Source organism: Amycolatopsis sp. NPDC059021, assembly GCF_042739895.1.
GTDB lineage: Bacteria > Actinomycetota > Actinomycetes > Mycobacteriales > Pseudonocardiaceae > Amycolatopsis.
In genome coordinates this window covers 7,256-22,471 of sequence record NZ_JBHYIQ010000056.1, presented here as the reverse complement: position 1 = coordinate 22,471, position 15,216 = coordinate 7,256, and the positions used below count along the sequence as shown (strand labels likewise).

Annotated in this window: 13 protein-coding genes; 6 read left to right on the top strand and 7 right to left on the bottom strand. The window is 69.2% G+C overall.

The genetic code is table 11. The features are described 5' to 3' along the window. Positions 1-123: 123 nt before the first annotated feature. Positions 124-1,326: an MFS transporter gene (locus tag ACFWX1_RS28875; protein WP_378392552.1), complete on the bottom strand. Its 1,203-nt coding sequence runs from the start codon at positions 1,324-1,326 to the stop codon at positions 124-126. Between the two features lie 25 nt (positions 1,327-1,351). Beyond that, entirely contained in the window at positions 1,352-2,641 is a 1,290-nt protein-coding gene (locus ACFWX1_RS28870; protein ID WP_378392550.1) for an acetyl-CoA carboxylase biotin carboxylase subunit family protein, read from the bottom strand. A gap of 159 nt (positions 2,642-2,800) precedes the next feature. On the opposite strand from ACFWX1_RS28870, the gene ahcY reads away from it, so the two are divergent. Then, on the top strand, positions 2,801-4,261 hold the full coding sequence (ahcY, locus tag ACFWX1_RS28865) for an adenosylhomocysteinase (RefSeq protein WP_378392548.1): 1,461 nt from the start codon (positions 2,801-2,803) through the stop codon (positions 4,259-4,261). Positions 4,262-4,267: 6 nt separating this feature from the next. Here the strand turns inward: ahcY and ACFWX1_RS28860 are convergent, their stop codons facing one another. The 4 genes from ACFWX1_RS28860 to ACFWX1_RS28845 are packed head-to-tail and all read right to left on the bottom strand — an operon-like array spanning position 4,268 to position 9,304. Further along, positions 4,268-4,945, bottom strand: coding sequence for an RraA family protein (locus ACFWX1_RS28860; RefSeq protein ID WP_378392546.1), 678 nt, complete (start codon positions 4,943-4,945; stop codon positions 4,268-4,270). Next, positions 4,945-6,153 (bottom strand): PLP-dependent aminotransferase family protein, encoded by a 1,209-nt coding sequence (locus ACFWX1_RS28855; RefSeq protein WP_378392544.1) that lies wholly within the window; start codon positions 6,151-6,153, stop codon positions 4,945-4,947. The genes ACFWX1_RS28860 and ACFWX1_RS28855 overlap by 1 nt, the downstream gene beginning before the upstream one ends. Next, positions 6,150-7,721: a 4-hydroxyphenylacetate 3-hydroxylase N-terminal domain-containing protein gene (locus ACFWX1_RS28850; RefSeq protein WP_378392542.1), complete on the bottom strand. Its 1,572-nt coding sequence runs from the start codon at positions 7,719-7,721 to the stop codon at positions 6,150-6,152. The genes ACFWX1_RS28855 and ACFWX1_RS28850 overlap by 4 nt, the downstream gene beginning before the upstream one ends. Then, positions 7,718-9,304 (bottom strand): FAD/NAD(P)-binding protein, encoded by a 1,587-nt coding sequence (locus ACFWX1_RS28845; RefSeq protein WP_378392540.1) that lies wholly within the window; start codon positions 9,302-9,304, stop codon positions 7,718-7,720. The genes ACFWX1_RS28850 and ACFWX1_RS28845 overlap by 4 nt, the downstream gene beginning before the upstream one ends. Before the next feature lie 390 nt (positions 9,305-9,694). Between ACFWX1_RS28845 and ACFWX1_RS28840 the strand changes: the two genes are divergently transcribed. From ACFWX1_RS28840 to ACFWX1_RS28820, 5 genes are read left to right on the top strand one after another with little or no spacing between them, the layout of a single operon-like run. Beyond that, positions 9,695-11,182 carry an aldehyde dehydrogenase gene (locus ACFWX1_RS28840; RefSeq protein ID WP_378392539.1) on the top strand — a complete coding sequence of 496 codons (1,488 nt, stop codon included), beginning with the start codon at positions 9,695-9,697 and terminating at the stop codon, positions 11,180-11,182. An 18-nt stretch (positions 11,183-11,200) separates the two neighbouring features. Further along, a complete protein-coding gene (locus ACFWX1_RS28835) occupies positions 11,201-11,977 on the top strand; it encodes a 2-keto-4-pentenoate hydratase (protein ID WP_378392538.1) in 777 nt (258 codons plus the stop codon). A gap of 53 nt (positions 11,978-12,030) precedes the next feature. Continuing rightward, a complete protein-coding gene (locus tag ACFWX1_RS28830; protein ID WP_378392628.1) occupies positions 12,031-12,780 on the top strand; it encodes a 2-keto-4-pentenoate hydratase in 750 nt (249 codons plus the stop codon). Beyond that, positions 12,777-12,992: a 2-hydroxymuconate tautomerase gene (locus ACFWX1_RS28825; RefSeq protein ID WP_378392537.1), complete on the top strand. Its 216-nt coding sequence runs from the start codon at positions 12,777-12,779 to the stop codon at positions 12,990-12,992. Before ACFWX1_RS28830 ends, ACFWX1_RS28825 begins: the two co-directional genes overlap by 4 nt. Next, positions 12,989-14,002 (top strand): VOC family protein, encoded by a 1,014-nt coding sequence (locus ACFWX1_RS28820; protein WP_378392532.1) that lies wholly within the window; start codon positions 12,989-12,991, stop codon positions 14,000-14,002. Before ACFWX1_RS28825 ends, ACFWX1_RS28820 begins: the two co-directional genes overlap by 4 nt. 25 nt (positions 14,003-14,027) lie before the next feature. On the opposite strand, the gene ACFWX1_RS28815 is transcribed toward ACFWX1_RS28820, so the two are convergent. Next, the coding region (locus ACFWX1_RS28815; RefSeq protein WP_378392530.1) for an RNA polymerase sigma factor at positions 14,028-15,216 on the bottom strand (1,189 nt) is incomplete at its 5' end.

Here is a 15,216-nt window from a genome sequence, read left to right as displayed (position 1 = left end):
CGCGCCCGCCCCCACCCGCAACCCCCCGCGCTGTCTCCCCCACCGGCGGGGCGCGCGCGCACGCCCCCCCCCGCCCGTCACCCCGCCGGCCGCCCCGTTCGAGCCCGTGGGAAGGAACCCGAACTACGAGTCCTGGTGCCAGGTGTAGGGCGACAGGCGGGCGGCGGCCAGCAGGACGAACGCGGCGAGCACGGCGCCGCCGATCACCAGCCACGGCGTGCTGGGGCCGTTCGCGGTCAGCGCCAGGCTCACCGGCGGCGCCGCGATGACCCCGACGTTCACCCCGCCCGAGAACAGGCTCATGTTCCGGTCCGCGACCTCGCGCTTCGACACGTCGCTCACATAGCTCAGCAGGCTGGGGAAAACGATCATCTCCCCCATCGTCCACAGCACCGTCGCCCCGAGGATCACCGCCGGCGCGGGCGAGAATCCCATGGCGGCGAAACCGAGCCCCGCCAAGCCGTACCCGATGAGCAGCGACGACGCGTGCGGCAGCGAAGCCATCGCCTTGTTCAGCGGCACCTCGATGAGCACGACCATGGCCGCGTTCAGCCCGAAGACCACGCTCACCCAGTAACTCGGCAGGCCGAGCCCCTGGATCAGATACGCGCTGACCAGCACCGGCGGCAGGGCGTACGCCAGGTGGATCGGCAGCGAAAGGCCGAAAATGGTCCAGAAACGGGTTTCCTCGCGCAGCGACCCGGCGACCAGCCTGCGCTTCCGGGATTTCTCCTCGTGCACCGGCGCGCCCGCCGCGGGCCGCGTGCCGAGCAGCAGATAACCGCCCGCGCCGAGCACGCAGACCGCGTTGATCCAGAACAACGCCACCGGCTCGACGGCGAACACCAGGCCGCCCAGCACCGGGCCGATGCCCATCCCGACGTTGATCGCCAGCCTGTTGCAGGCGAAGGCAATCTTGCGGTCGTCGGGTGTGGTGCGGTCGATGATGAGCGAGTAGGACGCCGGGGTGTAGATCTCGAAGGTGAAGCCCCACGCGAAGGTCGCGGCGGCGAGCACCGCGACGCCGCTCAGGCTCGGTACGCTCGCGAGGACCACCGCGTGCAGCACCAGCCCGCCCAGCATCACCGCCCTGGCCGGGACACGGCCGAGCAGCACGCTCGCGACCACGTCGGCCGCGACCGCGCCGATGCCGAAGGCACCGACGATCAGGCCGACGTCGACGGGGCTATACCCGTCCCCGATCAGCAGATAGGCCGACAGGAACGGAAAAGCCATCAGCCCGGCGCGGAAAAGCAGTGTCACCGTGAACAGCGTGCGCAGGTCGCGGTCGAGCCCACCGACGGTGCGCAGTGTCGTGCCGATCACCGAGGAACCCCCTCATCTCCCGAGTTCACCGGCCGTCCTCGACGACGGTGAACACCTCCCCCGTCCTGGTCGCGGCGAGTGCGTCCACCGCGGCGGAGAACGCCACCGGATCACCCGCCGCGCCGGCGCCGGAACGGAAGAATTCCATTACCCCGTCGCGCGTCAGGTACGAAGACGCGGGCTGCGAGCGGTCGCCTTCCTTGGCCGTCACGTAAAGCGCCAGTTCCTCGTCGGTGAACTCCTCGACGGTGCCGACGCCGGTGATGGTGCCGACGGGCGCCTTGAGGAACCGGATGGCGCCGATTCCCGCCGGTTCGCGCGGGATCTCCGGCAGCTCGTCCATGGTGTCGAGGTACGACGCGTAGTGCAGGTCGTACGGGCTGAACCCGTACACCCGGTCGATCAGGTCCATGATGCCGTCGCCGCCGGGCCGCGCGGCTACTTCCACGACACTCAGGTCGTCGCCGTCGACCAGGATCTCGACGTGCGCGATGCCCCTGGTGATCCCCAGCGCCTCGCAGGCCTTGACGCCGAGCTCGCGTACGGCCGGGTTGTGCGTCTCCCGGCTCGGCACGAGCTGGCCGATCTCGGTGAAGTGCGGCGCGGGCAGTTTCGCCTTGTCCGTCACGGCGAGCACCGCGCGCTCGTCGCGGTAGTTGAGCACCTCGACGGACACCTCGTGCGTCGAGCTCACGAACTCCTCGGCCTGGAAACGGCCGTCGCTGAAGTCGTACAGCGGGGCGATCGCGAGCAGTTCGGCGCGGCAGTGCTCGAAAGCGGCGGGCAGCTCATCCGGCGAGCCGACCTTGATCGTGCCGGTGTTGCCCGCGAAGTCGCGCGGTTTGAGCACCAGCGGGAAATTCAGCTCGCCGGCGGCTTCCCGGAGTTCGGGCAGCGTGCCGAACGTCCGATGCCGCGCGGTCGGCACCCCGGCGGCCTCGAAGGCGGCCTTCATCGTGTGCTTGTCGCGGGAGAGGCCGACCGCCTCGTCGGTCAGGCAGGGAAGGCCGTAGTGCCGGGCGATCGCGACCGAGACGTGCACGGTCATCTCGATGATGGGCACCACCGCGGCCGGGCGCAGGCCGGTCTCGCGCTCGAACCGCTCCACCGCGGCGAGCGCCGCCTTGGCGTCGTAGTAATCGGCGCGCAGCACCTCGTCGAAGAAACGGTTGAGCCCGTCCGGCGACGGCGCCATGCCGAACACCTGGCCGGGATAGCTCCGCAAGGCGGAGACGATGGCTCGCTCGCGCAGGAGGATGTCCGCGCCGAGCACCAGCAGATAGCGGTCACCGTTCGCCTTACGCAGATTGAACATTCCATTCCTTTGTGTCGCACGCACGAAGAAGATCCGCCGCGATGGCGGCGGTAGGTTCTGAACAAACGGTCTCCCCAGATTTTCGCATAATGGCGAAAGTATTCTTCTTCGCCATTGCTATCTTGACGATACTGCGGCAAGGCACAAGGAGAGAACACCATGACAGTCGGGTTGCGCAAGGTCAATGGAGTGGAATTCGCGGTGGCGGACCTGGCGCTGGCCGAGCGGGGCCGTCACCAGATGAGGCTGGCCGAGCAGGAAATGCCGGGCCTGATGGCGACCCGCCGCGAGTTCGGCCCCGCGAAACCGCTCAAGGGCGCGCGCATCGCCGGTTCGCTGCACATGACCGTGCAGACCGCGGTGCTCATCGAGACGCTGGCCGAACTCGGCGCCGCCGTGCGCTGGGTCTCGTGCAACATCTTCTCCACCCAGGACGAAGCCGCCGCCGCGGTCGTCGTCGGCCCCACCGGCTCCCCCGAGGCCCCGGCGGGCACACCGGTGTTCGCCTGGAAGGGCGAGACGCTCGAAGAGTACTGGTGGTGCACCGACCAGCTGTTCCGGTTCGGCGGAGGGCAGGGCCCGACCGCGATCCTGGACGACGGCGGTGACGCCACGCTCCTCGTGCACAAGGGCGTCGAGTTCGAGGCCGCCGGCGCGGTGCCGCAGGCCGCCGAGGACGACCCCGAGGAGTACCGCCTGATTCTCGACACCTTGCGGACGTCCCTCGCCGAGGACTCGCAGCGGTTCACCCGGATGGCGAAGGAGATCCTGGGCGTCACCGAGGAGACCACCAACGGCGTCAAGCGGCTCTACAAACTGGCGCGTGACGGCGAACTGCTGTTCCCGGCGATCAACGTCAACGACTCGGTCACCAAGTCGAAGTTCGACAACCGCTACGGCATCCGCCACTCGCTCATCGACGGACTCAACCGCGGCACCGACGTGATGATCGCCGGCAAGCTCGCCGTGGTCTGCGGCTACGGCGACGTCGGCAAGGGCACCGCCGAGTCACTGCGCGGGCAGGGCGCGCGCGTCGTGGTCACCGAGATCGACCCCATCTGCGCGCTGCAGGCGGCGATGGAAGGCCTGCCGGTGGTGGAGCTCGACGACGTGCTGTCCGAGGGCGACATCTTCATCACCACCACCGGCAACTTCAACATCATCATGGCCGATCAGATGGCCAGGATGAAGCACAACGCGATCGTCGCCAACGTCGGCCACTTCGACAACGAGATCGACATGGCCGGGCTCGCCAGGATCCCGGGCATCCGGAAGGTCGAGATCAAACCACAGGTACACGAATGGAAGTTCCGAGACGGCAAGTCTCTCATCGTGCTGTCCGAGGGCCGCTTGATGAACCTCGGCAACGCGACCGGCCACCCGAGTTTCGTGATGTCGAACTCGTTCACCAACCAGACGATCGCCCAGCTGGAACTGCACACCAAGCCCGGCGAGTACGGCCGGGACGTCTACCGGCTGCCCAAGCGCCTCGACGAGAAGGTCGCGCGGCTGCACCTCGACGCCGTCGGCGCGAAGCTCACCAAGCTGACCAAGGAACAGGCCGACTACATCGGTGTCGACGTCGACGGCCCGTACAAGCTCGACCACTACCGCTATTGACGCCGCTCAGATGACGCCGAATTCGGCGAGCAGCTGGTGCAGGGTGACGCCCGCGTTGAGCTTGTCGCGGATGACGCGCTCCTTGTCCAGCAGCTCGCGGGTGTCCGCGAGCACGGCCTCGGCGACCGTCGGCGAGACGACGCCGAGGCCGTTCTCGTCGGCGACGATGATGTCGCCCGGCTCGATGAGCTGGCCCTCCACCATCACCGGGACGTTGGTCTGCAAGGGTTCCGTGCCGTCGTGGGTGATACCGGGGCAGCGCCGCGGCAGCGTCCCGGCGTACCAGACGGGGAAGTCCAGGTCGCGGATCTCGTCGACGTCGCGGACCAGCCCGTCGATGATCGCGCCGCCGATCCCGGCCAGCTGCGAAAGCGTCGACATCAGCCCGCCCCACATCGCCATCCTCGGCGAGCGGTGGCACGCGACGACGATGATATCGCCGGGCTTCGCGGTGGCGAGCACCGGCAGGCAGTCCACCAGCTCGTCCGCCGCCAGGTGCACGGTCAGCGCGGGCCCGGCGATCTTGTGCTCGCGCTTGACCGGCTTGAGCCCGCCGATCACCCCGACCTTCGACCGCGAGTCGGCGACGAGACAGCTCGGACTGTACTCGGCACGCGCTATCTCGCGGAAGGCCTCGACGAGTTCGGCACTGGGCCTGACGAGTTCATTGTGGACGGTCCGCATCAAAGTCCCTTTCCGGTGATTTCGGCCAGAATGCGCGCCAGCCGCCCGACGCCCTCCTCGATCTGTTCGCCGGGCACCCTGCTGAAAGCCAGCCGCAGTTCGTGCCTGCCCCGGTCGTCGGGGTAGAAGATCGAACCGGGGACGAAGGTGATGTGCTCGGCCAGCGCCCGCTCGGCCAGCGTGAGGGTGTCGACCTCGCCGGGCAGCGTCAGCCAGGTGAAGAACCCACCCCGGGGACGCGTGAACCGGACCGTTTCGGGCAGGTACGCCTCCAGCGCCTTCGTCATGATTTCGCAGCGACCGCGGTAGAAGGCGCGCGAAGTGATGATGCCTTCGTCGAAGCCACCGGAGCGGCCGTAGTCCTCCAGCAGCAGCTGACCGAGCGGCGACGTGCACTGGTCGGTGAACTGCTTCGCCCGCGAAAGCGCGGCGACGAGCGGCGCGGGCGCGCTGATCCAGCCGGTGCGCAGGCCGGGCGAGAACGTCTTCGAGAACGTGCCGAGCTGCGCGACGACATCGGGGGCCAGAGTCCGCAGGCTCGGCCGCCGGTCGCCGTCGTACCCGAGCTCGCGGTAGGCCACGTCCTCGACGAGCAGCAAGCCGTGCTTCCTCGCCAGCGCCACCAGCGCATGCCGTCGTTCGACGGACAGGCTCACGCCCATCGGGTTCTGGTAATCCGGGATCGTGTAAAGGAACTTGGGCTTGCGCCCGCCGGCGAGCGTCCTCGCGAGCGCGTCGACGTCGAGGCCGTCCTCGTCCATCGGCACCGCTTCGATGACACCCATCGCGTTCTGGATCGCCATGATCGCGCCCATGAACGACGGGCCTTCGACGAGCACCCGGTCGCCGGGATCGAGCAGGCAGCCGGTGAGCAGTTTGAGCCCTTCCATACCGCCGCTGGTGATGATGAGCTCGCTGTCCGACGGACGCAGGCCGTCGTGCTCGCCGAGCCAGCCGGCGAACCAGTCACGCAATCCCGGCAGTCCCGCAGTCGGCCCGTACTGCAGTGCCGCCGGGTCGGCGAGAACGCCGGAGAAGGCGGCCTCCATCGCCGCGCGCGGGAACGTCTCCGGATGCGGGTAGCCACCGGAGAACGCGATGATCCGGTCGTCGCCCGCTTGACTCAGGATCAACGTGATCTCGTCCCCCGCCCCGCTGCCGACGCTGCGGGCGAACAGCTCGTTCCACCTGGCTTCGGACACGGTCACCTCCGGACGATTTCGAGGTCGTCCGGCGTGACCAGGTCGGGGCTCGTCCAGCCGTCGAGGTCGTAGTCGGACAGGCACGTGTCGACGAACCGCTTGAGCGCGTCCGCCTGGCCAGAACCCTCGTACATGCCGAGCGTCTGCAAGCGGACAGTCTCGTGGTCGCCCGAGTAGTTGCGCTCGTAGAGCTCGTGCCTGCCGCCGAACTCGGTGCCGATGCCGTCCCACAGCAGCTTGAGCAGCTTCACGCGGTCGATGGCCTCGATCCCGTTCGAGCCGCGGACGTATTTGTCCAGGTACGGCCGCACGTCGGGATTCTTCCAGTCGGCGGCGTGCGAGTTGAGGTAGATCAGGCCGCTGCCGAGTGTCTGCTGCAGGATCTCCTTGATCCGGGGGTAGCCGATGCCCATGAACGTCCGGTACGCCATGCCGTAGTTGACGTTCGGCTGCACCGCGTCGCCGACCCACGGGTTCGGTGATTTCGCCATCGACTCCGACAGGCTCCAGAACAGGTCGCGCCAGTTGAGCAGTTCGCCGATCTGCGCCTGCACACCGCGAAATCCTGAGCTGCCTGTCATCTCGACCGCCTTCATCGCGCAGCCGGCGATGAAATCGAGCTTCACCGCGAGCCGCGTGCAGCCGTGGAAGGTGAAGCGCTCCAGGAAACCGGACCCCGCGGTGAACTCGTTCGCGGCCGCGGCGTCGTACATGAACACGTTCTCCCAGGGCACCAGGACCTTGTCGAACACCATGATCGCGTCGTTCTCGTCGAACCGGCTGGACAGCGGATAGTCGAACGGGCTGCCCAGCGCGGCGGCGGCCAGTTCGTAGGAGGTGCGGCAGAACAGTTTCAGGCCGGGCGCGTCCATCGGCACGGTGAACACCAGGCCGAACTTCTTGTCCTTGACCGGCAGGCCGTAGTGCGCGACGAAGTTCGCGTTCGTCAGCGCCGAGCCGGTGGCGACCACCTTCGCGCCGGAAACGACGAGCCCGGAATCGGTCTCCTTCTCGACGTGCACGCACACGTCGGAGACTTCGTCGGCGGGCTTGGCGCGGTCGATCGGCGGATGCACGATCGCGTGGTTGAAGTAGAGGACGCGCTCCTGCGCCTCCTTGTACCAGCGCCGCGCGTTGGGCTCGTACTCGCCGTAGAAGCCGGAATTCGCGCCGAGCGTGCCCAGGAAACACGCCTTGTAGTCGGGGGTGCGGCCCATCCAGCCGTACACCTGCCGCTGCCAGGCGATGATCGCCTCCCGCGCGGAAAGCAGGTCCTCCGGCGAACGCGCGGTCTTGAAGAACGGATGGGTGAAACCGCCGTTGCCGGTGTCGGTCGGCACTCGCAGCGTGCCCTCGGCCTCCGGCGCGTGCAGCGCGTCATAGAGCCGGGCGATCGAGCGGGCGCTGTTGCGGAACGCGGGGTGGTCCACGACGTCGCCGACCCGCTCGCCGTAGATGTACACCTCGCGGTCGTCGCGCAGGGAGCCGAGGTACTCGGCACCGGTCATCGGGCGGATCTCGTTGAGCGCGCTGCCGGTGCCGCCGGGCGCGACCGGGTGGTCGAGGGTGGTCATGCGGCTTCTCCCCAGGAGGTCGGTGGCTTCCAGGCGTTCCGCGACACCACCACACTGTCCTTTGTGGTCAGTTCGGTGAGGTCGGCGGCGATGTCGTGGGCGCGGTCCACCAGCGACGGGAGGCCGAAGGTGAAGAAGAGCGTGCCGGAGGCGAGGTCGCCGAGCGCGTGGATCCGGCCGTCGCCCGTCCCGCCGACGGTGAGCCTGCTGGTGGCGCGGTCGACGTGCAGGCCGCCGCGAGGATGCCGCTCGCCGAGGCCGCTGTCGACGATCGAGGCGATCAACGGCTCCGCCTTGACCGGGATCTTGTCCGCGGGCACGTTGACCGCGTTGAACACGAAGTCCGCCCGGTACACGGTGTCTTCGGTGGTCAGGGTGAACCCGCCTTCGCCGGCGGGCTTGGCGTCCCGCATCCCGGAGACGATCTCGAGCCTATCCTCGTCGACGAGTTCGAGCAGCTTCGCCGCGCTGGCGGGCGGCATCGGGCAGCAGACGCTCATGAGTTCGCGGTAGTGGTCGCGCAGCAACGCGTTCTTCTCGTGCTCGGGAAGCAGCGGCCAGACGTCCGGCCCGGCGGCGGGCACCACGCGTTGCAGGATCCGCAGGCCGACGCTCGCCGAGTCGACCTCGGCGACGTGCCGCCGCAGCCGGGCGACCGGTTCCTCGCGCTCGCCACGCAGGACGTCGTCGATCGTGGCCTCGATGTCTTCGCCCGCATCGGCGAATTCGGCCCGCATGACCGCGATGACCTCGGTCAGGGTGATCCGTTCGCCCCGCGCGGCGATGGCACGGAACCGCTCCGGGGTGAAATGCTCGAGCCGGTAACCGATCTGCCGCTGCCGGACCATGGGCAGCACACCGCTGCGCGAGAACATCCGGATCCTGCCGCGATGTCCGCGGCCGGCGAGGCCGAGTACCACGTCCACGCCGGTCAGCCCGCTGCCGATCACCCCGATCTCGGCGTCGGGATCGACCTCGTCGAGCGTGGCGGAGAGCGGGTAGGGCTCGGCGACGAAACCCGGTGTGCCACTCAATCCGTACGTGTCGGTCGGTTTGCCGCGGCCGACGCACAACACGACGTGATCGGCGTGGAACCGGCGGCCGCGCCCGGTTTCGAGCAGCAGTCCCCCGCCGTCCGGAATGGCCGAACGGACGGTCTCCCTGATCACCTCGACCCGCCAGCCCTGTTCGATCAGCCGGGCCAGCACCGCGCGCGCGGACTGGACGAGGTAGTCGCCGAACATCCCGCGCGGCACGAATCTGATGCCACAGAAGGGATCCCGGTGCTGGGGCCCGCCGTCACGGTCGCGCAGGGACAGCCAGCTCTGGAAAAGGCCGCTGTCACCGAACCGCAGCGACATGCCGTCCGGCGGGATGTTGACCCGGACGGTGTCCAGGTCCGGCCGGAAGGGCCTGCCCCGCCACAGGTGGGACGAGGTCTCGAAGATCTTGATGCCGCCCGCGGGGCCTTCGGCCTCGGCCAGCGCGTCGAGCAGGCACACCGCGGACGCGCCACCGCCGACGACGGCCAGCTCCGGCCATCGCTCGTCTTTCGGCATGCCGAGTGAACGTGGGTAGCTCATTCCATCTCTCATCGTCAGCGGGCGCCGTGGGCCGGACTACGCGCCGAAAAGAAAGGCGCGCCCATGAACCGGCGAAACGGCGCTCCCCCTCTTATCGCTATTCGACGTGGATACTCGTCCGCCCGCGTGATCCAGTCGAGAATACTTCCCGCCACACTGGGGTTTTCTACTCCTGTATTGCGGGACGCCCTGCGCCGACTCCCTTGTGGACAGTGCTCGATCGAGGTCCGATCGAGGAGCGATACACGACCGCCGGGCACAGCGTGAAACGGCTTGACGCGAACCTGGTGCGTGTGAATGATGGCTTTGGGGGTCCCTTTCGATCGACGCGCGGCAAGCGCTGCCGCGAATACGCGATTGCTGATCGAATTCAGCGCTGGAGATGCGGGCATGACCACTGAAACGACGGCCGATCCGGAAATACGACGGATTCGTCATCTGATCGGCGGGGGCCGGTCCGAGCCGGTGACCGGCGAGACGTTCGAGACCAGAGATCCGCACGACAACTCCCTGCTGGGCACGGTCGCCCGCGGCACGGCCGAGGACGCCACGCGGGCCATCGAGGCCGCCCGCGCCGCCTTCGACGACGGTCCCTGGCCACGGATGACCCCGAAGGAACGCCAGAAGATCCTCCACGCGGTCGCGGACAACGTCGAAAGTCACCTCGAAGAGCTGGCGATGCTCGAAACCCGGGACAGCGGCAAGATCATCACGCAGGCCCGGCACGCCGACATTCCGCGCACCGCCTACAACCTGCGCTTCTTCGCCGACTACGCGGCGATGGCGGGCAACGAGGCCTACCCGGACGGCGATCTGCTCTCGTACACGCTGTACCCGCCGGCGGGCGTGGTCTCCGCGATCAGCCCGTGGAACGCCCCGCTGATGCTCGCGAGCTGGAAGCTCGCCCCCGCGCTGGCCTTCGGCAACACCGCGATCCTCAAGCCCGCGCCGCAGACCCCGCTGACCGCGTCCCGCTTCGGCGAACTCGCGCTGGAGGCGGGCCTGCCCGAAGGGGTGCTGAACATCGTGCACGGGTTCGGCGGTGACGAGGTCGCGGGCCCGCTCACCACCGATCCCCGCGTCGACCGGATCACCTTCACCGGCTCCACCGCGACCGGCGTGCGGATCCTGCGGGCGGCGGCGCCGAATCTCACCCCGGTTTCGGCCGAGCTGGGCGGGAAATCGGCCAACATCGTCTTCGACGACGCCGATCTCGACGTCGCTGTGCCCGAGTCGATCCGCGGCATCTTCGCGGGCAACGGCCAGATGTGTTTCGCCGGGTCGAGGCTTTTCGTGCAGCGCGGCATCCTGCCCGAGTTCCTGGCGCGGTTCACCGCCGCGGCCGAGGAGATCGTCGTCGGCGATCCGAAGGATCCGGCCACCACGCTGGGACCGCTGATCGAGCAGCGGCATCTGGACAAGGTCGGCGGCTACGTCGAGCTGGCACGCGACGAAGGCGGCACCGTCGTCTCCGGTGGCCACCGGATCCGCGAACCCGGCCTCGCCGAAGGGTTCTACTACGCGCCGACGGTGATTTCGGGACTGGGCAACGATTCCCGTACCGCGCAGGAGGAGATCTTCGGTCCCGTCGAGACGGTCATCGGCTTCGACACCGAGGAGGAGGCGCTGCGGCTCGCCAACGCGAACCCGTACGGGCTGGCCGGACTGCTCTTCACGACCGACCTCGACCGCGCGCACCGCATGGTGAGCCGCTGGAAGGCGGGCACGGTCTGGGTCAACTGCTACCTCGTCCGCGATCTGCGGCTGCCGTTCGGCGGCGAGGGCAGGAGCGGCATCGGGCGGGAAGGCGGGCAGTACTCGCGCGAGTTCTTCACCGAGCCCCGCGCGGTCACCCTGCGCATCCGGCCAGGACGCTAGCGAACAGGAAGGAAACCCATGGAACCGAGCGCCGCACGAGCGGCCGCCACCGGCTTGCTCGACGCCGCCGGCACGGGGAAACCCGTTCCGCCGCTGTCTTTGCCGATCGAGGACGCCTACACCGTCCAAGCCGCGCAGGTGCGGTTGCGGGCCGACGCGGGTGAAACCGTTCGCGGCCACCGGATCGCGGGCGCGTCCGTGGCGGCTCGCCGCCGCTGGAAGGCGACCGAACCGGTGCACGGCACCGTGTTCGCCGGCGCGTTCCAGCCGGAACACCGGCCGGTCGCGGCTTCGTTCATCCGGCCCGCGGCCGAGGCGAGTGTCGCGTTCGTACTCGGCACGCGGCTGAGCGGGCCGGAGGTGACCACGGCCGACGTGCTGCGTGCCGTCGCATTCGTGCTGCCCGCGCTGGAGATCACCGACTCGCGGATCGACGACGAGGAGCCGGGCGCCGCGGATGTGGCCGCCGACAACGCTTCCGCGGGCGTGGTGGTGTTGGGCGCTTCCCCGGTCGATCTGTCCACAGTAGACCTCCGGTTGGCGGGGTGTGTGCTCTATCGCCGGGGCGCGGTCGCGGCGACCGGCGCGGGCGGCCTCGCGCTCGGCTCCCCGGTGAACGCGCTCGCCTGGCTGGCGAACTCCTTGTCTGCCCAGGGTTTCACGCTCGAACCCGGCCAGGTCGTGCTTTCCGGCGCGCTCACACCGCCGGTCGCGGTGTCACCGGGCGACAGCGTCCAGGCGAGCATCGCCGGGCTCGGCAGCGTCACCACCGTGCTCGCGGAAGGCCAGTCATGACCGACAACGTCCTCGAAGTCCGTCCCGGCGATGTCAAGCGCGCCGCCGAGGTCATGCTCGGCGCGGAAGCCGCGGTGACCGCGCGCGGCCCGATCACCGCGCACTGGCCGGAGCTCGACCTCGACACCGCCTACGCCGTCCAGTACGAAGCCCTGCGGCAACGCCTGCGGCGCGGCGAAACCCTGATCGGTGTGAAGCTCGGCCTCACCTCGCGCGCCAAGCAGATCCGGATGGGCATCGACTCGCCTTCGCTCGCCTGGCTCACCGACGCCATGGTGCTGCCCGCCGGTGAACCGCTGCCCCGCGCCAGGCTCATCCACCCGCGCGCCGAACCGGAGATCGTGTTCGTGCTCGGGGAACGGCTCGCCGGTCCCGGCGTGACCGCCGCGACGGCGTCGAAAGCGGTGGCGCGGGTTCACGGCGGCGTCGAGATCATCGACAGCCGCTTCCAGGACTTCAAGTTCACGCTGGCGGACGCGGTGGCCGACAACAGCTCCTCCGGGCTGTTCGTACAGGGCCCGGTGGGCAAACGCCCCGAGGACCTCGATCTGTCACACGAGGCCTGTCTGCTCGAAGTCGACGGCGAGATCGTCGACGCCGCGACCGGCGCCGCCGTGCAGGGGCATCCGGCGGAGGCGCTCGCGCTCGCCGCCAACAAGCTCGCCGAACGCGGTCTCGCCCTCGAAGCGGGCTGGATCGTGCTGACCGGCGGCATGACCGACGCGGTCCACGTCGAGCCCCGCTCGCGGGTGGCCGTCCACTTCTCCCACCTCGGCACGATCACCATCCCTGGAGGCGAATGATGCCGTTCATCGACGTGAGTCTCGGCACCGGCCGCAGCCCCGAGCAGATCCGGGCCCTGATCCACGAACTCACCGAAGCGGCCCACCGCGCCGTCGGCGCGCCGCTGGCGAACATCCGCGTCGTCATCCGGGAGGTCGCACCCGCGCACTGGGCGGCGGGCGACGTGACCGTCGCCGAGCGGCAGGCGTCCACCGAAGGAGCGAAGTCATGACCGAGCCCGACCTCCGGCACGAGATCGCGCATCTCGCGCGGATCGAACTGCACACGCCGGACCCCGACGGCACGCTCTGGTTCTTCACCTCGCTGCTCGGCATGTACGAGACCAAGCGCGAAGGCCAGTCCGTGTACCTGCGCGGGTACGAGGACCCGTACCAGTGGAGCCTCAAGATCACCGAAGGCCCGGCGCCGAAGATGGGGCACGCCGCCCTGCGCACATCGTCCCCGGAGGCGCTGGAGCGGCGGGCGAAGTCGATCACGGACGGCAATCTCCCCGGCGAGTGGACCGAGGACGAGTACGGCTACGGCAAGACCTTCGCGTTCACCACCCCGGACGGGCACGATCTGCGCCTGTTGTGGGAGGCCGAGAAGTACCGCGCGCCCGCCGAGCTGAAGAGCAGGATCCTGACCAGGGCGTCGAAGAAACCGTTGCAGGGCATCCCGGTCAAGCGGATCGATCACCTGAACCTGCTGGCCAGCGACGTCACCCCGGTCAAGCGGTCCTTCGAACGCCACCTCGGCATGCAGACCCGCGAGCGGGTCGTCGACGGCGACGTCGAGATGGGCGCCTGGCTGAGCAGCAACATCCTCGGGCACGAGGTCGCGATCATGCGGGACGCGCTCGGCGCGCAGGGCCGCTTCCACCACGTCGCGTTCTATTACGGCGTACCGCAGCACAACATCGACGCCGCGGAGATGTTCCGCGAGTACGGCGTCACGATCGAAGCGGGACCGGACCGCCACGGCCTGACCCAGGGTTCGTTCCTTTACGTGTTCGAGCCCGGCGGCAACCGCGTCGAACTGTTCGGCGACTGCGGTTTCCTCGAACTGGAACCGGACTTCGAGACGAAGACCTGGACGATGGACGACATCGACGTGGTGACGGCCATCGGCGGCGCCAAGCTGCCGTGGGAGACCTACTTCACCTACGGCACCCCGCCGGTCGCGCCCGCGCTGAGCCCGCACCCGGCACCGGAAGAGACCACGGTCGCCCCCGCCGCCTGAGCTCGCGGGTCGTTCGGCGCGGACCTCAGGCGGGTCTGCCGAGCTGGTCGCGGCGACGCCTCAGGGAGGCGGTTTCGGCGGTATTGCCCGCCAGCTCGATGGCTTTGTCGTAGGCGGCGCGTGACTTCCGGCTTTGGCCCAGCCTGCGCAGCAGGTCGGCGCGGGTGGCGTGGTAGGCGTGATAGCCGGACAGCTTGTCCTCGAGCCGGTCGACAGCCGCCAGTGCCACCTCCGGTCCGTCGAGCTCGGCGAGGGCGATGGCCCGGTTGAGCGCGACGATCGGCGAGGGGTCGAGGCGGACGAGCCGGTCGTAGAGCGCGAGGACCTGCGCCCAGTCGGTGTCGCGGATGTCGCGGGCGGAGGTGTGCACGGCGTTGATCGCGGCGAGGATCTGGTAGCGGCCAGGGGCGACCCCGGCGGCGGCAGCGGCCAGCCGCTCGCGCACCAGCCAGTGGCCCTCGGCGATCAACGTCTTGTCCCAGGCGCCGCGGTCCTGCTCGCCGAGGGCGACCAGTTCACCGCCGGCCGAGATCCGGGCGGGGCGGCGGGCCTCGATCAGGAGCATCAGCGCCAGCAGCCCGGCCACCTCGCCGTCGTCCGGGAGGAGGACACGGATCAGGCGGGTGAGCCGGATCGCCTCGGCGGTCAGGTCCTGGCGTACCGGATCGGTGTCCGGACCGGTCGCCAAGTAGCCCTCGTTGAAGACCAGGTACAGCACGGTGAGCACCCCGGCGACGCGGGCCGGGAGATCCTCGGCGGACGGCACGCGATACGGGATGCGAGCCGCCTTGATCTTGGCCTTCGCGCGGGTGATCCGCTGTCCCAGTGCGCTCTCGGTCACCAGGCAGGCACGGGCGATCTCGGGCACGGTCAGGCCGCCGACCATGCGCAACGTCAGCGCCACGCGGGCTTCCATCGCCAGCGCCGGGTGACAGCAGGTGAAGATCAGCCGGAGCCGGTCGTCGTCGATGACACCGAGAGACTCGGGCGGGTCGTCGTCGTACATCATCCGAGCCTCCTTCTGCTTGTCGTCGCGCTTGTTCTCACGCCGGATCCGGTCGATGGCCCTGCGGTTGGCGGTGGTGGTCAGCCAGGCGCCGGGGTTGGGCGGCACGCCGTCGGCGGGGCGCCCCGCCCCGGGGGCCGGGAGGCGCGCGGGGGCGGCCCCCCGCGCCCGGGTGGGGTGGTCGCACTCGGCGCGGCGCGGGGCGCCC